This is a genomic window from Paenibacillus sp. SC116, assembly GCF_024733555.1.
In the GTDB taxonomy this organism is placed as follows: Bacteria; Bacillota; Bacilli; order Paenibacillales; family Paenibacillaceae; genus Paenibacillus_B.
This window is the reverse complement of sequence record NZ_JANIOF010000005.1, coordinates 234,404-252,817: the sequence shown is the minus strand read 5'-3', so window position 1 is coordinate 252,817 and position 18,414 is coordinate 234,404. Positions and strand designations below refer to the sequence as shown.

Genomic DNA, 18,414 nt, shown 5'->3' with positions numbered 1-18,414 from the left:
GGACAAGTACTTGTGACTGCTAGTACATCCGAAACAGCTGGTTGGGAAATTTCCCCAACCAGCTGTTTTCTTTTTACACATGCAAATGTAAAGAGAGTATGAATTATTTTTTACAATGATTTGATGCTTCGTACTCTAGAGAATATTTAGGAAATCATTTACTATTATGAAATATAAGGGCGAAGAAACAGTGGTGAGTCAATGGAAATCAAAATGATATTAGACACCGATTATAAAGTTGTGAACGCAATAGTGTTACATCCTAAATAAAAACGGACTATATACATATAGAATATCGTGAAAGGAGTAGAGCAAGTAAATGAAACTTTATGTAGAAAGTAAAGAAGGAATTGAACTTGTAGAAGTACAGGAAGAAGAAAAATCAATTCTTAGACAGCTTCTCGAGCTGTATGAATACGATTTTAGTGAATTTAACGATCGGGATGTCAACAAATTCGGTCTTTATGGCTATACGTATTTTGATCATTATTGGACGGAAGATGATAGAAATGCCTATTTTATTAAAGTGAACGGTCATTTCGCTGGATTTGTCATGATTAATGAGCACTGTTATTTGTATCCTAGTGGGACAGCCAAGTCGATAGCCGAGTTTTTTGTGATGCGTAAATATCGCAAGTCGGGAGTTGGAAGAGAAGCGGCTGTACAAATTTTTGATACGTATAAAGGGAATTGGGAAGTGCTGCAGCATGGTGAGAACGATGCATCCAAGTTGTTTTGGGAAAAAGTTATTCATGCGTATTCGAATGGGCAGTATGAGTTGAAAGATGTTGTGACGGAAGATTGGACAGGGCAGGGAATTGTGTTTAATAATGCTGATCGATAGTTTCGGAGCTAGGGTAGCTGACTATAAGTAATAAGATGAGTTGAGCAAACATAATGAATTATGACCTTTTTGATAAGGGGATGAGCTTACTGCAAGAACAATTAATCAACATTATGCGAGCTAAAAGTCACTTGCTGAGAGACCTTGCCCTTGTTAAACAATTGGAATTACCCCATTGGTGCATTGCAGCAGGGTATGTTAGAAATGCAGTATGGGATTACATGCATGGATATACAGTTCCTACTTCATTGAATGATGTGGATGTTCTTTATTATGATCCGGAGCATCTGTGTGAGGATACAGAGAAACGTTATGAGGCTGTATTACGAGCACAGGTGAGTGACTATAATTGGTCGGTCAAAAATCAAGCGCGAATGCATCTTAGGAATGAAGAAAGTCCTTATGCATCTATTGCTGACGCGATGAAAAGATGGCCTGAGACGGCAACGGCTACAGGAATTTACTTGGACAATGAGAATCAGATACAGATTGTTGCTCCGCATGGTCTGGATGATTTGTTTGACCTAGTGATTCACAAGAGTCCTTATTTTCATGACAAAGACTATTTTCATATTAGAATAAATCAGAAAAAATGGCTTGAAATGTATCCGAAATTACGTGTTATAGAGTGAGGGGGACAAGTCGTAGAGAAATTAAGAGAAATATTTGTGGATAGTAAGGTGCTTATCGCATTCGCATTTGTGCCCAGGGGTGGGCAAATATTAGTACGGACTCGGACTTTATTGTGAACATGTAATAATAAGTTTGATATCATGCATAACGTCATTGGTGATCGGTAGAAGAGGCGTATGCATAAGATTAAGGAGGAGAAGGATGTATACTTTCAGAACGATGCAAGTAGAAGATGCTCACCAGTTGGTACAGATTGATCGCTCAGAGGAGATTAATTATGTGTATGAAATGCAAGATGGCAAGTTGATCGAACGTGATGCAGGTCATGAATGTCCAACTTGGGATGATGGTTTGATGACTGAATTACAGGAGCGTTTCGTCTATGAATTGAACCATGGAGGAGCAGCTTTAGGGGCTTATGATGGTGATATACTCATCGGATTTGGTGTGCTTGGTCATCAATTTCGTGGGGATCAGCAGGATCGGCTCGTAATCGATTTGATGTATGTGTCTAGAAACTATCGTAGACAGGGTATTGGCACACGGATTATGAATGACCTCAGCGATGAAGCTCGTAGAAGAGGGGCGAAATATTTGTATGTTTCCTCTACAGAGACAAGGTCTGCCGTTTATTTTTATAAGCATCAAGGCTGTGATCTAACGAATGAAATGGATCCAGAGTTGTTTGCCAAAGAACCGCTCGACATTCATATGCTCAAACCATTATAATTGGTATAATATTGAAACGAAATTAATGAGGAACGGGGATGCTTCATTCCTTTCCATGATCTAGCCGAGTGTTTGCCGCACTCGGCTTCTTTATACGCGAGTTTGCTATTCGATAGTCATTTTAGATGCAGGTTGTACTGCGCTTTCTCTTCATCTTCTCTATTGGTGAACAAGGAGTCTAGTATGAGCTTTCATTTTTATATGGAGAAGGAGTGAAGGTCGTATGAATGAATCTATCGTTCTAGAAGGAGAGCGGGTACGTTTAGTACCGCTGGAACAACATCATGCTGAGGTATTGTATGAAGCGGGGCGCTATGAAGAGATTTGGACGTATTTGCCGATTGTCGTAAACACATTGGATGATATGCGAAACTGGATCGAAGCAGCCCTGGTGAGAAAGGGCCAAGGTTATGAGTATCCGTTCGTTGTGTTCGATAAAGAAACGAATGTGTGCGTAGGCAGTACTCGTTATATGAATATAGATTTGCACAACAGAGGACTTGAAGTTGGCTGGACGTGGTACACACCAGCACTTTGGCGATCAAGAGTAAATACAGAGTGCAAATATTTGCTGCTGCAATATGCTTTTGAACAGCTGCATCTCGTCAGAGTTCAGCTAAAAGCAGATACGAGGAATGAGCGCTCCAATCAAGCTATTACACGAATTGGTGCGATACGAGAGGGAATACTGCGTCAAGATCGTGTTCTACCGGATGGTTATATTCGGAATGCTTACATTTATAGCATTTTAAATAAGGAATGGCCGGATGTGAAGCAGAGGCTAGAGCAATATTTGGAGCGTTCTAATTGAGCAATAAGTCTATGGATAGAACTGGAGAACTGCATGTTTGATTTAAATAAGCACGACTTTACAAATTTATCTTATCTACAATACGGCAATGGGACGCAGCAGCGAGCCTATTCCATCTTGCACAGCTTGAACATTATGGAATTGCTTCACTCCTTTAATCCGATACTGGTCGGTACGATTCCGATTGATATTCATGTATCGAGCAGCGATTTGGATATTATTTGTGAAGTTTATGACGTGGAAGCTTTCATGCAGTTTACGACATCTTTGTTTCAAAATATGGATCAATATCACTACGCCGTTCATACTGATTCGGAACAGCCATATACGGTGGTGAATTTCCAATATGAAAATTGGGAGCTTGAGATCTTTGCTCAACCGATACCGACAAAGCGGCAAAATGGGTACCGTCATATGATCGTAGAGCATCGAATTTTGCAGCTGTTGGGAAGCGATGGCTACCGTGCGATTAGGGAGCTTAAGGAGAATGGTTATAAGACGGAGCCGGCATTCGCGAAGCTACTGCAGCTTGAGGGAGATCCGTATAAGAGGCTATTAGAGCTGGAAGAATGGGACGAGGAACAGTTGAGTCAGTTCGTTATGCAGTCTCGGAGTTCCAACTGATCATATGAATTTGGAGTGATCGCATGAATACATTCAAGCAAGCGCGTACTGCTGAAATCGAGTATCACGAGCAGTTTTATAAACAAACCGAGTTGTTTGTGCCTGGCACTTGGCTGTCCAAGCCTGTTCAAGTTGTGTTGGATTGCTTAGAAAAGCTGTTAGAGGAGAATTCGCAACATGGTACCGCGTTTCGAGTATTGGATCTTGCTTGTGGAGTTGGAAGAAACAGCATTCCCATTGCAAAGCGAATCCGAGAGCAACAAGGCACCGTCGTAGGTGTAGATCTTATTCCATCTGCAATAGATAAATTGCTAGACAACGCCGAGATTTACGGCGTGGGCGGTCAAATTGAGGGTGTAGTGGCAGATGTAGAATACTATTCGATTTTGCCTGTTTCGTTTGATTTCATCGTTTCTTGCTCTTGTTTGGAGCATATGTCCTCGGAAGAAGCGTTCCGTACTGTGGTGGGCAGGATGATTGAAGGTACCAGAGCAGGTGGGATGAACTGTATTTTACTAAGCACAGAAATAATGGAAGTGGATCAAGCTACTGGAGCCTCGCTTGCAGGGGTAATTGAGCTCAATCTGCGAACAGACGAAGCTTTCGGCATATTGCAGGAGCTGTATGAAGATTGGGATATTCAGCTAGAGAGTCATCTGTCTCAGAGTATTCAAGAGCATAAAGAGGGACGAAATATTGAATTTAAGAGTAACTGGTTGACGTTTGTTGCTCGGAAAAAGGGGACTGAGTTCATATGAGTATGATTCGATTCGAATATGTCACACCGCATCACCCAGATGTACAGCCTACTGTTGCTAAACTGGATGAGGACTTGCTGCTGCGGTATCCACCTGAAGATATTTTTGGTATGGACTTCAATGATCCGCATATTGACGAAGTTCAATTTGTGTTGGCTTATGATGATGAAACTCCTGTTGGCTGCGGAGCCATTCGACCGTTAACTGAGGGAATGACGGAGTTGAAGCGGTTTTTTGTAGATGCGGCGTATCGTCAGCAGGGGATCGCTGCAATGATGCTTGCGAAGCTGGAATCTTTGGCTATTGAGCAGAATTATACAACGATTCGCTTGGAGACGGGAGACCAGCAGCCGGAATCTATTCATTTTTATAAAAAATACGGCTTCTATGAAATTGAGCGATTTGGCCAATACGCTGATAGTGAAGGCAGCCTCTGCTTTGAGAAAATATTATAGAACGAATGGACATGCCGAATGTCCATTCCGTCGTAACAGGCGAGAACGATGGAACAGGTATTGATGGGGGCATAGCTGAAGGACCTGCTGATTATCCTCATGGTACTCGGGTAACCATAGAAGTGGATTATATCGATACGGCCATTTCCCGGTCCGTTGAACAGGGTGCGAAAGTTCTGCGTGACAAAATGGAGTTTGATGAGTTCTTTCTCGCATATCTCGTTGATCCGACGGGTATAAGTTTTGGGCTTATCCAATATACCAATAACGCTCAATAAAAGTGATGGCATAATAGTATGTAGATGTAAGTAAATGGAGCAGCTGGTCTGCTCTATTTTTTTATACATATACACGAAAAAAGAATGATTATTTTTGACCTGCATTCAAATTAGTATTGGAATAGAATAGCAATCGTTTAGTATAATAGTTGAGAGGATTGTAAAAGGGGAGGCTATGTCTATGAAATTCGCTGAGTTTCGCTATGAGCGACCTGATATGCAAGTTGTGGGAGAACAATTTAAACAGCTGATTAGTGCTTTTCATGCCGCAAATAGTGTTGAAGAGCAAGAACAAGTAATTGCAGATATTAACAAAATCCGCAATGAGGTTGGAACATTAGGTCAACTAGTAGCTGTACGTCATTCGATTGATACAACAGATGAATTCTATAAGGCAGAGCAAGATTTTGTAGATGAAGCTATGCCGATTTTTGAAGAATACATCAGTGAATATTACAAGGCACTTGCACAATCCAAATTCCGCGCCCAGTTGGAACAAAAGTGGGGCAGCCAGCTATTTCAATTAGCCGAGTTGTCGGTGAAGACGTTCAGTCCAGAAATTATCGAAGACCTTCAATTAGAGAATAAGCTGTCTACGGAGTACGATCAGCTTATCGCATCAGCAAAAATAACGTTTGAAGGTGAAGAGCGTACATTGGCACAGCTCGTTCCTTTTGAGATGTCCACAGATCGTGAACTTAGAAAGCGTGCTTTTGAAGCAAGATACCAATTCATGGCTGATAATGAAGAATCGCTGGATCGCATATACGATGATCTAGTCAAAGTACGTACGAAAATAGCGAAGAAGCTTGGCTTTGAGAATTTCGTCGAGCTAGGATATGCGCGTATGACCCGTACTGACTACAATGCGGACATGGTTGCGAAATTTAGGAAGCAGGTTGTAGATGGGATCGTTCCAGTGGCGTCGAAGCTTAAGGAGCGTCAGCGCAACCGGATTGGCGTAGAACAGCTGAACTACTATGATGAAAACTTTACCTTTAAGTCTGGTAATGCAACGCCGAAAGGCAATCCAGACTGGATCGTGAACAATGGCGCGAAGATGTATGAGGAGCTTTCACCTGAAACGCATGAATTTTTCACATTTATGCAAGAGCACGACCTCATGGATCTAGTGAGCAAAAAAGGCAAGCAAAGCGGTGGCTATTGTACGTATTTTAACGATTACAAGTCTCCTTTTATTTTCTCCAACTTTAATGGCACAGCGGATGATATCGATGTCCTTACGCATGAGGTGGGCCACGCCTTCCAAGTGTATGAAAGCCGTCATTTTGAAGTGCCTGAATACTTATGGCCAACAATGGAATCAGCTGAGATCCATTCCATGAGTATGGAGTTCTTTGCATGGCCTTGGATGGATAAATTCTTTGAGGAAGATGCGGACAAGTATAAGTTCAATCATCTTGCATCCTCATTGAGCTTCATACCTTATGGTGTAGCGGTTGATGAATATCAACATTATGTATACAGCAACCCGGAAGCAACACCTGCGGAGCGTAAGCAAGCATGGCGCGATCTGGAGAAAAAGTACTTGCCGCATCGAAACTATGCAGGTAATGATTACTTAGAAAGTGGTGGCTTCTGGCATAGACAGAGTCATATTTTCACGGCTCCATTCTATTATATTGATTATACATTGGCTCAAATTTGTGCATTCCAATTCTGGAAGCGTGCGAATGAAGATTGGAAGACAGCTTGGGCTGACTACTTAAGCCTATGTAAAGCAGGTGGAAGCAAGTCCTTTACGGGCTTGGTGAAGATGGCAGGACTGTTGTCTCCATTTGAAGATGGCTGTGTAGAGTCTGTAATTGGTAACATTGAAAGCTATCTGAATGGAATTGACGATACGGTATTGTAAAATTAACAAGCGTTCCATTACTAAGAGAAATTGATAACGAGGCCATACGCTATGCGTGTGGCTTTTTTTTATAAAAATGTATTTTTAAAAGGGATAATATGGTATCATTGTTATGGATAACTTTTCCTAAAAAAACCCCCGCGATTAGAAAAAGTGACTCGAAAATATGGTGATTTCTAATAGAAGGAGGTACGCGACATGTGCAACTAAGAGGAGGTAACGACCAATGTGCAAGTATGAGCAGCTAGAAGTGATGAACTTGGATCAGATTAGCAGCAGTATCCAAGATACGTATACGAACTTCGTGTTGAACAAAGTCAATGAAAGTTGTCTTCGAATCGCTGTTATCACAGGAGAATATCGATGGCACTATCATGAGACATGCGATGAAATGTTCATCGTGCTTGAAGGTGAGCTATTTATTGATTTTCAGGATAGACCAACCGTTGCCTTAAAGCCTCATGATGTGATGACGATTCCCAAGGGAGTTGTCCATCGGACTCGTGCTTTACAGCGAACTGTGAATCTATGTTTCGAACACTTGGACGGAGACACCATATTCATAGACGAGTCAGCACTTTAATTCTATGAATTCGTGGGGTGTTATAGATGAGTAACAAACATAAGCAAAGCGTGATAAATAATTTGGATCTTATAATAAATGATTTTGTTGTAAAAGAGTCAGTGCCAGGTTTAGCGATAGGCGTAGTCTATAATAAGGAAACCATTTACACAAAAGGCTTTGGTGTTAAAAATGTGGATACGAAGGAGCCTGTGAGTGAGCGCTCTTTATTCCATATGGCATCGGTGTCCAAAACATTTGTATCGCTCGGTATTATGCAATTGGTGGAGCAAGGAAAGCTGGACTTGGACGCATCTGTTGTAGCGTATCTTCCCTATTTCCAGCTTCAAGATGATCGATATGATCGCATTACGATCAGACAAATGTTAAGCCACGTATCAGGTATGCCAGATGAAGATGAGTTTAACTGGGATAAGCCACAGTTTGATGACGAAGCTCTGGAACGGTATGTAAAGAGCGTCCGTGATCGCTCATTGATGTGGGAACCTGGTACCAAGTATGCTTACAGCAATATGGCATATGAAGTATTAGGCGATGTCATTCATAAGGTTTCAGGCAAGTCTTTCGAGCAGTATATGAAGGATCATATTCTTGATGTTCTCGGTATGAATGATAGTCACTTTTTGAAGTTGTCTGTGCCGCATGAGATGCTTGTTACGCCTCATGTTCTAGGTATTGAAGAAGGCTACACGTCGATAGTTAGTCATGTATTCCCTTATAACCGTTCGCATGGTCCAAGCTCTACCCTTATCTCTAATCCAATAGAGATGTGTCGATATGCATTAGCTCATTTGCAACATGGTAGTTTGGATGGTGCTCGGATTCTGGAACCGACAAGTTATCATACGATGTGGCAGAGCCATGCTCCGACAGGTATGGGTGGCATATTCAATGAGATGTGTCTAGGTTGGTATTTTGGCGAATATAAAGGCCATCGCGTGTTTACACACAGCGGACGGGACACAGGGTTTAGAAGCAATTTCATTGTTATGCCTGATCTTGGCGCAGCGGTTGTTCTTATGATAAATTCGGATTACATTGGCATGCAAATTCTGTATGCAAGTATAATGGATGTTCTGCTAGGAGAAGAAGTTCCGTATACGAAGCAGTCACTTGCTCGTTTGATGGCTAAGACGATCATTAATGATGGAATAGCAAAGGCATGGGATAGCTATCATGCGATCCAATCGGAAGGGCTGGAGCCGTATTTGCTCATCGAAGGGGAATTCAACCATGTAGCTTATGAGCTTATGAGAGCAGGTCGGTTGAATGATGCGATTGATATGTTGAGCATTTCATTGGCCCAGTATCCGGAGTCTTCTAACTTGCATGACAGTATGGGGGAAATGCTTCTGATGCGTAAGGATAAGCAGCTTGCATTGGAGCATTATCAGCGATCTGTTGAACTAGACCCTTCACATGAAGAAGGGATTCGAATGATAGAAAAGCTATTGAATGAATAACAGTAAATAGTCTGTTATTAAATACCCTGTAAGGAGCGGGTGATGGGTAAACCGTCATTTTGCCCCTTACAGGGCTTTTTTTGTATAGAGAAAAATCAGTTGATGAATAAGTTGAGTGTGCTATGTAGTATCAGAAGTACGATGTAAAAACAGAATGGTAAATGAAGCTGCCCGATAGTTGGTTCTCATGCCAGCTATCGGGCAGTTGTGATTGTAGAAGAAAGCTACAGAAATAAATAGAACGATGACGAGTTAATAGTAAGACACTTAAGGGGTATTCTCACGGGTAAGTTCTGCAATGCGTTGATTAGCATCTCCTGTATACATACCGCCGTGATAGCATATGACGGTATCAATATCATATTGTGCAAGTTGATGTAGGGAGTTGTAGGCTGTACGTAAATCAAGCGTATGCATCGCATCTGGACCGAATAATTGTCCTTCTGCTACGACCATTGCGTCACCTGCGATAAGCGTTTTGCTAGATTGATGATATAGGCTGATATGTCCGGGTGTATGTCCTGGTGTAGGTATAACGGTAAGTCCTCCACAATAAGAGAGTTGTTCACCATCTTGCAAGGTTCGATGAACATGTGCACGGGGAGGATTGTTAAGCAAGAACAAAAATGCGGATCTCCATTGCTCAGGCAGCTGTGGAGGGAGTGAGGCTTCGGCCTGTTTAATCGCTTCGGGTGTCAGTTTTAATAACGTTTTATCACCTTGTATGTAAGGCATCTCAACGGGGCTGGATAACACTTCTATATCCAGTTCGGACTCCTTAACAATATCCGGTAAACTGCCGATATGATCCATGTCTTGGTGGGTAATAATAATGTTCGTAATTTGCTTTGTAGACTTTCCTAATTTGCGTAACGCCTCTTCAAGCAGTGGTAACTGTCCAGGATATCCTGCATCCACGAGCAACAAATTCTTTTCGTCCCACAGCAGTGTAGGATAGATGGTTTCTACTTTACCCATCATAGAAGCGGAAAGAGTGAGCATTTCAATTTCAACGTTCTTTGCTGCCTTCATGTTATCCTATCCCCTTTCAATGTCAGCTTCGTGCAAGATGATAGTATACTAAAGGGGATTTTAAATGTAAACATAAATTATTAATATAACACAAATTAAATAAAAAGTCAATGAGTATTTAGTTGCATTCAAAATGACTGGTGAAATTGCTGCTCATGTTCTGCATTATAGTAAAGTGTTGTGGTAATAAAGTATTTGTTGTGTTTTTGGAATAAGAATATTCTCCTATTTAATATAGGGCTTTAGATTCTGTTTTTTTCTGTAAATTGCACAAAAAGGGTTACTCATTTTGTCGAAAATATGCGAGAATAAAAGGTAATGCTATTATAGTTCGTAGCATGAAAATAGTTGGAAGGTGAGTAACGGTAAAATCAATATGAATACATGTTCTTATGAAATTGTATACATACCAGTACACCAGATAGAGAAGAGGGGAATGGATGGAACATCATCATATGCACGGTACCTATGACGCGCTGCTTGTCATTTTATCATTGATCATAGCGGTTGCTGCTTCCTATACTACATTGGATTTAGCTGGTCGTGTTGCAATGACAAGTGGGAAAAATCGTACAAGATGGCTCATACTTGGTGCTGCTTCTATGGGGATGGGTATATGGTCGATGCATTTTGTCGGCATGTTAGCTTTTTCGCTTCCGGTGCCAGTTTCCTATGATTTATTCATTGTTATTCTTTCTGTTATTATTGCAATCGCAGCCTCGTTTGTTGCGTTGTATGTAGTGGGGCGCAAGCAGCTTAAGTTCAGACAACTATTGGTCGGTTCTTCCTTGTTGGCGACTGGCATATCTGCGATGCATTATGTTGGTATGGAAGCGATGCTTATTGATATAACTTATGAACCTATCATGTTCTCGGTATCGATATTAATTGCAATCGTGGCCTCAATTGCAGCGTTATGGTTAGCTTTTTATTTTCGTAAAGAAAGTGAACAGAACGGTGTGAGCAAGAAGCTCGGCAGCGGAGTCATAATGGGTGTGGCAATTGTAGGGATGCATTACACGGGGATGGAAGCGGCACAATTCCATTTGGTCGATGAAAAGTCAACAGTTGCAGGCATGTCACTTGATCAGCGACTGCTTGGTTATGTCATTACGGCTGGAACGATGCTGACGTTAGGGTTGTCTTTAATTGGTATATTTGTTGATAAGCGATTATCTCGCAAGGATTCACATATTAAGAAAAATGAAAAATGGTATCGGTCTCTGTACGAAAACAATCGTGATGGCATTCTCTCTGTTAGTCTGAGCGGTCGAATTATTGGCTTTAATCCTGCTGCTATTAAGATTACAGGCATAGACGGAGTTTATTTTCATAATCGCTCCATTATGGATATTGCGCCCATTATTGTGGAAGAAGAGCGAAAGCGCACGAAGAGACTGTTTTTACGTTCGTTCCGGGGCAAGACGATTAGTTATGAGACAGCTATCATTCATCAAAATGGTAGTCTCGTGAATGTGAGCGTCATTAATGTTCCCGTTCATGTTGAAGGTAAAATTGTAGGTCATTATGTGATTGCCAAAGATATTACGAGAGAGAAGAAAGCAGAACAAAAAATTCGCCATATGGCGTTTCATGATGAGCTGACTGGACTGCCGAATCGCCGGAAGTTTGATCAAGTGGTCGTACAAGCGATTGAAAAGTACAAAAGTTCCGATCACACCTTCTCTGTCATGGTGATGGACATTGACAGGTTTAAAATAATTAATGATTCGTTAGGACATGCTTATGGAGATCGTTTGTTACAAATGGTCACGCAGCGTTTGCATGATGCCATTAGCGGCTATGAGGCAACGATTGCTAGGATGGGGGGAGACGAGTTCACGGTGGTCTGCTTTGGCAGTAGATCACAAATTGAATCTATCTCATCGGAGATTGCAAGCCGTATGCTGAAGGAAGCTCAGCTTCCGTATCATTTAAAGGATAATGATTTTTATATTAGCGCTTCTATCGGAATAGCTATTTACCCAGAACATGGAACAGAGTCTGCTGAATTGATGAAAAATGCAGATACGGCTATGTACGAAGTGAAGAAAAATGGAAAGAACGACTACCAATATTATTCCGATCATTTAGATGCTCACTTATTGGAGAGAATTGAATTGGAAGCAGACTTGCGTAAAGCGATTCAGCGCGATGAATTAATCATTTATTATCAGCCCCAAATTCATGCACATAATAGTTCATTGATTGGTATCGAAGCGCTGCTCCGTTGGAATCATCCGAATAGAGGCATTATTTCACCATCTATTTTTATCCCTATCGCTGAGGAGTCAGGACTCATTATTGAAATTAGCGAATGGGTTATGCGGCAAGCGTGTCTGCAAATGCGAAAATGGCAGCAGGAGTGGGAATTGTACATCCCGGTATCTGTTAATTTGTCCACGCAGCAGTTCCATCAGAACAATTTGGCTCAAAAGGTAGAGCAGATTTTGTTGGAAGTTGGCTTGGAAGCGAAGTATTTAGAGCTGGAAATTACAGAAAGCATGATGATGGATATTTGCCGATCTACGTCTACGCTGCAAGAGCTTAAAGACCTTGGGGTCCGTATAAGCATGGACGATTTCGGAACAGGTTATAGTTCGCTCAACTACTTGAAGATGTTCCCAATTGGCAAGCTTAAAATCGATCAATCTTTCATTCGAGATCTAACGAATAGTGAGAGTGATAAAGCGATTGTGGCGACAATTATTTCGATGGCCCATCATCTGAAAATGAACGTTATCGCAGAGGGTGTAGAGACAGCAGAACAGCTCGCCTTTCTAAAGGAGAGCGGCTGCGATGATATCCAAGGCTATTATTTCAGCCGTCCGTTGCCTGCGAAAGAGCTGCAGCAGATGTTTCTGGGTAAGTGTAAACAGGATGGAAAAGTCGGAGCTGCTGAATATTAATAATTTGCTATAGCTGAACAGGAGTTAATAGTTCCTCCGTTTAGATTTGAAATACTAGAAATGAAAATAGCGCTCTTTTTCTGTGTGCTGCAGGAAGAGGGCGCTTTTTGCTATATGGAGTTGCAGAAAAAGTGTTGGTGTTACTATAATTGGTAGGAATAACCTATCAAGAATGTTTTGTTAGAAGAAGGGAGCTGTTTTCGTGAGCGTGTATTGGATTTTTACAGGTACTTACGGTTCGGCGGATCAGGAAGGTATTCATATATTGTCCTTAGACAGCAAGACATGCAGTTTGGAGAAGATTGCGGGTGTGTCAGGCATTCATAGTCCGTCATTCTTAGCGATTGATGGAAAGCGAAATCTACTGTTTGCAGCTAGTGAAACGATGGACGGAGAAGTTGTTTCATACCAACTCGATTCGCAATTGCTTACGCTGAAGGAGCTGAGCAGGCAGAAGACGAATGGCGATCACCCATGTCATATTAGTATAGATGCGACGGGCGTTTGGTTGTTAGCGGTGAATTATACGAGCGGGAATGTGTCTGTATTTCCTATTGATGAGCATGGAGCTATAGGGGAGATGAGCGATCAGCTGCATCATGAAGGCAGCAGTGTGCATCAAGATAGACAAGAGGCACCGCATCCGCATTCTATTTTTAATATGCCTAATACTCCGTTTTGGGTTGTGCCTGACTTAGGTTGTGATCGGTTGTATATATACAAGTTGGATACAGTCAACGGCAAGCTGCAGCAGCAGAATGTCATACCAACAAGCCCAGGGGCTGGTCCACGCCATGCTGTATTCCATCCGCATGAGCCGTGGCTATACATTATTGAAGAATTAAGCTCAACGATTACAGCATATCGTTATGATCGTGAAAATGGATCCTTACGAGAGATTCAGCGTGTTACAACTCTTCCAGAAGGATTCGATAAGCCTACAATCAGTGCGGATATTCATATTGACGCTGCTGGGGCTTATTTATACGGTTCCAATCGCGGACATGATAGTTTGGCAGTATACCGAATTCAGCACGATGGAACGTTGATTCAGGTGGGGCATGTTTCCGTGGAAGGAGCTATGCCGCGCAACTTTGTTATCACGCCAGATGATCGCTGCTTGCTGGTGGCGAATCAGGATTCTGATTCTGTAACACTCTTTGAATTGAAGGATGGTATTCCGGTATATACGGGCAAGAAGATGGAGTTATACAAGCCGGTGTGTGTGAAGGTGTTGGAAGTGGAATAGTGCGAATTATCCGTTAATGATTAAGCAAGAAGGCTTTAGGTTTATGAGCGGTGCTGTGAGAACGGATTTTTTTGAAAGTGTGTAAAAAGATGTATAAAAGCATCTCAGCGCTATCTTATAGTAGATAGCAGTAGGAGATGCTTTTATTTGTTAGCATTCGATTTTTCATCCATGCGCTTACTTTATCTGTCTATGTCGACGAGTGCTATTTCAATCCCTTCTTTATCGGTGTAGATAGGATCTAAATTCATCTAAAACGGCTTCATGCCTAGCGTATCGACTTTCTCAGCTGAGACATCTATCCCCATTCTGCTCGTTATATCTCGATAATGTCCTGCGCGCCGCTTAATGGCGCCGTTTGTTTCATCCAGATTGGCTTCTAAGCCGTTAAGCACCATGATGCTGACGCCGAATCCAGCAGGATGCAGCCCTTTGGTAATCTGATCAGCTGAAGGCTTCCACCTGCCGATCATGACGTCATGCGCAGAAGGTTTTGGCGCTTGTGGAGTCATCCAGAACAGAATCGCGGTTGCAAATCCAAGCTTTCCATCTGCCACGATTGATTCAGGATTTTTTAGCAGTACGTTTTTATCTCCGTATATGATTGCGCTCATCAGTCCATAGTTGAAGTTCCAACTAAGCATAATCGGACCACGCCCGTAGTAGCGCTTATCTGGGAAGCCGGGGAACTCTTTGCTGCTGGCAGGGTCTACGAAGTTGGACTTGTTTTGCCCGGTTCTGCCTGCGATATTTTCATTCCAATACAGTCCCCAACGGAGTTCGCCCCCAGGTGCCTTATCCCAACCACCGCCTGTTTCATGTGAGAGATTGGCTAACAGCGCAGCTAAATCTCGTTTGCGATCCTTCTCCAGTCCTTCGTTTAAGAAGCTGCCAAAGTCCACGATTTGAGTAATAACAGCTTTGGTTTTATTTTCAGCCGAATTGAAATCCGTTGAACGAACGATGAGAGTTTCCGTTTTTCCTTTTTTATCGAGTCGATAAATTTCTTGTGCAGATGGACTTCCTTCCCGAAAGTTGACTTTGTATTTAATGTTGGCTACTAATCGTACAGCGCCGATTAAATTATCATACGAATAGTAGTCGCCTTGTTGGTCGTTATAATCTTTTTTTGTTTTGTTAAAATGGTGCCATTGTGCTGAGCCGAGCCGATTAGGGAATAACGTTTCATATTCCTTCTTAGGCAGTGCTGCTTGAACAGCATCGACCGCATTGGATGGAGAAAAATCCTCATCGATGCCTTCCCATAACATTTGAATTTGTTGTTTGTTCAAAATGCGGCTCTCTCCGACGGCCAGTTTGCTGCTTAGAGACTGTTCATGTTGAATGGTCTTTTCATTGACGCAACCGAAACTTTCTTGTGCAGATGCTGTTGTTGCTCCTAAAGGAATTGCGGATAGGGTGACAGCCAATGTCAATGCAACAGCTTGCTGGCATCGTTTGCTTGTAAGCGGATACATAATATTGCGCATGTTCATGTCTCCTTTATTAAACAACTCGTGTTCCTTGTCGTTGTTCATTTATATGGAGGGTAACTTGAATTATGACAGGCACAATAAAACATTAGAAGGGAATAAAATGTGGCGTCAGCAAGTTTTTGTTGGAATCCAAGAATGAAAAAGCAAATGAAATATTCAAAAATGTAAAGTAAGTACTTTTGAGCCCTCTCAACATCATTTTCTACATTGAATCCAACCGTACATGCACGACTAGGCGGGTGCCCACATACAATGTATCACTGCGCTGCGAACAGCAGGTTGTGAAAGGCCAGATGTAGCGCAACATGCAGAATACAACGTCGTCAGACTTCTGGAGGTGGCCGGCATGGCGGGCTTATTTACAGCAATTGCACTCTTTATTAAGCAAATATCTATGCTCGTGTCCTATGTGAAAAACAATGCATTTCCCCAACCGTTGACCGAAGAGGATGAGATGAAGCATCTGTTGCAGATGGCCGAAGGCAATGCGCACTCACGCAATATGCTGATTGAACACAATCTCCGGTTGGTGGCGCATATCGTGAAGAAGTTCGACAATACGGGCGATGATTTGGAGGACCTGATTTCAATCGGCACGATTGGATTGATTAAGGCAATTGAGAGCTTCCAGCCAAACAAAGGGACGAAGCTCGCTACCTTCGCCGCTCGGTGTATTGAGAACGAAATTCTAATGCATTTACGTTCATTGAAGAAGACGCGCAAAGATGTATCGTTGCATGATCCAATTGGTACCGATAAAGAAGGGAACGAAATTACACTTATCGATATTCTTGGCACGGACGGTGACGATGTTGTAGACAAAGTACAGCTCAAGATAGAGAAGAGCAAAATTTATCGTAATCTTGATATTTTGGATGAACGGGAACAAGAAGTCATTCGCGGTAGATTTGGCTTGGATGGCGGAGGCGACGAACGGACACAACGGGAGATAGCCCGTGAATTGGGGATATCACGAAGCTATGTATCTCGGATTGAGAAGCGAGCCTTGATGAAACTGTATCACGAATTTTACAAGAAAAAATAATAACCATCACACAAAGGCCGTACTTCCAACTGGAAATCGGTCTTTTCGTGTGAGTATAGATATGACAATTGTTGTCATTAGAAGCGCCAGTGAATACAGGCATAGGAAGAACGTTTCAATTAGCTGATGTTGGTTTCAGAAATTATCAAACCTTTCAAATTGACTTTACAAGTGCGGCTATAAACAATCGTTCTTCCGTTAACTTGGAGTTTCGAGTGAATGGCGCGGGTAATCGACCGTCCTTTTTATTTCTCGATACGGTAGTTATAGTTCCAAGATCAAGTTAACGGATAAAATTAATTTTATAGAAATGTCAGCCGGTTTTTTGCTAACCCAGTCTCTTTAATTTTTATTTACATAAAAGAAAAAATGAATTTGATTGCAGGGATATGGTAGTAGGTGTAACCTAGTTCTATATGTTTCCTGAACGTATAGTTCTCATGCAACATCACGTTGATTTATCGTGCATTTTATTACAGAAATGGAGTTATTAAATATGATTGTTCTTGAGTACCGCTCTGTGCCTAATGAATTTGGCAACATGATTGAAATTGCAGCAAGCACGAGTACAGTACCAGTCTATTTTTGTCGACATGTGCATCATGTGCCAACAGACAATGACTGGCAGGAGATGCAGGTTGTCAAGTTGGTCGATGTAGCAACAGGAGAGAAGCCAAGACTCCAAACTACCGTACAAGTATGTTGGACGGATACAGCGCTGCATATGAGGTTTGTTTGCGAAGATGATTATATACATAGCCCTTACAATAACCGAGATGATCTTTTATTTCATGCGGATGTCGTGGAATGGTTTATCGATGTAGATGGAAAGGGATTGCAGTATTATGAGTTTAATTTGAGTCCTAATAATGTTGTGTTTGACGCGCTTATATTGAATGGACCTGACAAGCCGCGAGAGTACTTATTGGAATGGAATGCAGATGGTTTGAGAACAAGCGTAACTAAGCTAGAGCCGTCTGAGCATGAACGGTCTGCTGCTCAGACCCAGAAACCTATGCATGAACAGTCGCATGTTTATTCGTACATCATTGAGCTTCCCTTCACAGATTTGAACACGACTCCACAAGATGGAAGTGAGTGGAGAATAAATTGCTATCGTATTGATGAGGACACAAGTAAGGAGCGTTCTTACTGGGCCTGGTCACCTACAGGGGAAATAAATTTCCATGTGCCTGAAAGATTTGGCCGCCTGCTTTTTATTCGATAAGCAGTATAGATGATGTTATCGTGAAACCTTCTAACCATTGAAAAAGTGGGGAGAGGGTTTCTTTTTGCCTAGTGCCTAGGGGGTGTCGCCAAACAGGCGAATGCCACATACAATGAAATATTTACGTAAGGCTAAGGAGCGATAATTATGGTTTCTTCCAGTAAAAATAAATGTAAATCGATCGATATAGAAACGAATCAACAACAGCTATATACGTTTTTGTTTGATATCCTTGCGTTGCTTCTGTTTGTTTTGCTTGTTTTTCTTCTACTTCAGGCAGCGTAAATGTGGGTTAACCTGCCCACCTTCTTGCTGCAATAACATCGCTACCTAGCTCATCATCCCCATAATGTAGCAACAATCTTTATTGTCATCGTTAACATATTCCCGCTTCATTGGAC

Annotated in this window: 17 protein-coding genes; 15 read left to right on the top strand and 2 right to left on the bottom strand. The window is 41.9% G+C overall.

The window, feature by feature from the left end; all coding sequences use genetic code 11:
- Positions 1-319 precede the first annotated feature (319 nt).
- From NQ117_RS19370 to NQ117_RS19320, 11 genes are all read left to right on the top strand, one after another.
- A complete protein-coding gene (locus NQ117_RS19370) occupies positions 320-844 on the top strand; it encodes a GNAT family N-acetyltransferase (RefSeq protein ID WP_258279661.1) in 525 nt (174 codons plus the stop codon).
- Between the two features lie 80 nt (positions 845-924).
- A complete protein-coding gene (locus NQ117_RS19365; protein ID WP_258279660.1) occupies positions 925-1,476 on the top strand; it encodes a nucleotidyltransferase family protein in 552 nt (183 codons plus the stop codon).
- Between the two features lie 202 nt (positions 1,477-1,678).
- The gene (locus NQ117_RS19360) at positions 1,679-2,206 is read left to right on the top strand and encodes a GNAT family N-acetyltransferase (protein ID WP_258279659.1); all 528 of its coding nucleotides are present in this window, start codon (positions 1,679-1,681) and stop codon (positions 2,204-2,206) included.
- Between the two features lie 223 nt (positions 2,207-2,429).
- Positions 2,430-3,017 carry a GNAT family N-acetyltransferase gene (locus NQ117_RS19355; protein ID WP_258279658.1) on the top strand — a complete coding sequence of 196 codons (588 nt, stop codon included), beginning with the start codon at positions 2,430-2,432 and terminating at the stop codon, positions 3,015-3,017.
- A gap of 33 nt (positions 3,018-3,050) precedes the next feature.
- Positions 3,051-3,641 (top strand): DUF4269 domain-containing protein, encoded by a 591-nt coding sequence (locus tag NQ117_RS19350; RefSeq protein ID WP_258279657.1) that lies wholly within the window; start codon positions 3,051-3,053, stop codon positions 3,639-3,641.
- A 23-nt stretch (positions 3,642-3,664) separates the two neighbouring features.
- A complete protein-coding gene (locus NQ117_RS19345; RefSeq protein WP_258279656.1) occupies positions 3,665-4,399 on the top strand; it encodes a class I SAM-dependent methyltransferase in 735 nt (244 codons plus the stop codon).
- Entirely contained in the window at positions 4,396-4,854 is a 459-nt protein-coding gene (locus NQ117_RS19340) for a GNAT family N-acetyltransferase (protein ID WP_258279655.1), read from the top strand. The genes NQ117_RS19345 and NQ117_RS19340 overlap by 4 nt, the downstream gene beginning before the upstream one ends.
- Positions 4,855-4,865: 11 nt before the next feature.
- The gene (locus NQ117_RS19335; protein ID WP_309137894.1) at positions 4,866-5,132 is read left to right on the top strand and encodes a VOC family protein; all 267 of its coding nucleotides are present in this window, start codon (positions 4,866-4,868) and stop codon (positions 5,130-5,132) included.
- Positions 5,133-5,313: 181 nt separating this feature from the next.
- Entirely contained in the window at positions 5,314-7,008 is a 1,695-nt protein-coding gene (locus NQ117_RS19330; RefSeq protein ID WP_258279653.1) for a M3 family oligoendopeptidase, read from the top strand.
- Between the two features lie 226 nt (positions 7,009-7,234).
- On the top strand, positions 7,235-7,591 hold the full coding sequence (locus NQ117_RS19325) for a cupin domain-containing protein (RefSeq protein WP_258279652.1): 357 nt from the start codon (positions 7,235-7,237) through the stop codon (positions 7,589-7,591).
- Between the two features lie 26 nt (positions 7,592-7,617).
- On the top strand, positions 7,618-9,054 hold the full coding sequence (locus NQ117_RS19320) for a serine hydrolase (protein WP_258279651.1): 1,437 nt from the start codon (positions 7,618-7,620) through the stop codon (positions 9,052-9,054).
- A 267-nt stretch (positions 9,055-9,321) separates the two neighbouring features.
- Here the strand turns inward: NQ117_RS19320 and NQ117_RS19315 are convergent, their stop codons facing one another.
- Positions 9,322-10,086 carry an MBL fold metallo-hydrolase gene (locus tag NQ117_RS19315; protein WP_258279650.1) on the bottom strand — a complete coding sequence of 255 codons (765 nt, stop codon included), beginning with the start codon at positions 10,084-10,086 and terminating at the stop codon, positions 9,322-9,324.
- A gap of 440 nt (positions 10,087-10,526) precedes the next feature.
- Between NQ117_RS19315 and NQ117_RS19310 the strand changes: the two genes are divergently transcribed.
- Entirely contained in the window at positions 10,527-12,995 is a 2,469-nt protein-coding gene (locus tag NQ117_RS19310) for an EAL domain-containing protein (protein WP_258279649.1), read from the top strand.
- A gap of 202 nt (positions 12,996-13,197) precedes the next feature.
- A complete protein-coding gene (locus tag NQ117_RS19305; RefSeq protein ID WP_258279648.1) occupies positions 13,198-14,244 on the top strand; it encodes a lactonase family protein in 1,047 nt (348 codons plus the stop codon).
- Between the two features lie 251 nt (positions 14,245-14,495).
- Here the strand turns inward: NQ117_RS19305 and NQ117_RS19300 are convergent, their stop codons facing one another.
- Positions 14,496-15,734 carry a chitinase gene (locus tag NQ117_RS19300; protein WP_258279647.1) on the bottom strand — a complete coding sequence of 413 codons (1,239 nt, stop codon included), beginning with the start codon at positions 15,732-15,734 and terminating at the stop codon, positions 14,496-14,498.
- Between the two features lie 352 nt (positions 15,735-16,086).
- On the opposite strand from NQ117_RS19300, the gene sigK reads away from it, so the two are divergent.
- A complete protein-coding gene (gene sigK / locus NQ117_RS19295) occupies positions 16,087-16,785 on the top strand; it encodes an RNA polymerase sporulation sigma factor SigK (RefSeq protein WP_028595930.1) in 699 nt (232 codons plus the stop codon).
- Positions 16,786-17,281: 496 nt separating this feature from the next.
- Positions 17,282-18,013, top strand: a complete 732-nt coding sequence (locus NQ117_RS19290) for a carbohydrate-binding family 9-like protein (protein ID WP_258279646.1) — start codon at positions 17,282-17,284, stop codon at positions 18,011-18,013.
- Positions 18,014-18,414: the final 401 nt, after the last annotated feature.

Bases quoted from the DNA above. Each gene is read 5' to 3' on its own strand.
- NQ117_RS19340 (WP_258279655.1), top strand. From the start codon at position 4,396: ATGAGTATGATTCGATTCGAATATGTCACACCGCATCACCCAGATGTA.
- NQ117_RS19370 (WP_258279661.1), top strand. From the start codon at position 320: ATGAAACTTTATGTAGAAAGTAAAGAAGGAATTGAACTTGTAGAAGTA.
- NQ117_RS19325 (WP_258279652.1), top strand. From the start codon at position 7,235: ATGTGCAAGTATGAGCAGCTAGAAGTGATGAACTTGGATCAGATTAGC.
- NQ117_RS19330 (WP_258279653.1), top strand. From the start codon at position 5,314: ATGAAATTCGCTGAGTTTCGCTATGAGCGACCTGATATGCAAGTTGTG.
- NQ117_RS19315 (WP_258279650.1), bottom strand. From the start codon at position 10,086: ATGAAGGCAGCAAAGAACGTTGAAATTGAAATGCTCACTCTTTCCGCT.
- NQ117_RS19350 (WP_258279657.1), top strand. From the start codon at position 3,051: ATGTTTGATTTAAATAAGCACGACTTTACAAATTTATCTTATCTACAA.
- NQ117_RS19300 (WP_258279647.1), bottom strand. From the start codon at position 15,734: ATGCGCAATATTATGTATCCGCTTACAAGCAAACGATGCCAGCAAGCT.
- NQ117_RS19345 (WP_258279656.1), top strand. From the start codon at position 3,665: ATGAATACATTCAAGCAAGCGCGTACTGCTGAAATCGAGTATCACGAG.
- NQ117_RS19365 (WP_258279660.1), top strand. From the start codon at position 925: ATGAGCTTACTGCAAGAACAATTAATCAACATTATGCGAGCTAAAAGT.
- sigK (WP_028595930.1), top strand. From the start codon at position 16,087: ATGGCGGGCTTATTTACAGCAATTGCACTCTTTATTAAGCAAATATCT.
- NQ117_RS19320 (WP_258279651.1), top strand. From the start codon at position 7,618: ATGAGTAACAAACATAAGCAAAGCGTGATAAATAATTTGGATCTTATA.
- NQ117_RS19290 (WP_258279646.1), top strand. From the start codon at position 17,282: ATGATTGTTCTTGAGTACCGCTCTGTGCCTAATGAATTTGGCAACATG.
- NQ117_RS19360 (WP_258279659.1), top strand. From the start codon at position 1,679: ATGTATACTTTCAGAACGATGCAAGTAGAAGATGCTCACCAGTTGGTA.
- NQ117_RS19355 (WP_258279658.1), top strand. From the start codon at position 2,430: ATGAATGAATCTATCGTTCTAGAAGGAGAGCGGGTACGTTTAGTACCG.
- NQ117_RS19310 (WP_258279649.1), top strand. From the start codon at position 10,527: ATGGAACATCATCATATGCACGGTACCTATGACGCGCTGCTTGTCATT.
- NQ117_RS19335 (WP_309137894.1), top strand. From the start codon at position 4,866: ATGCCGAATGTCCATTCCGTCGTAACAGGCGAGAACGATGGAACAGGT.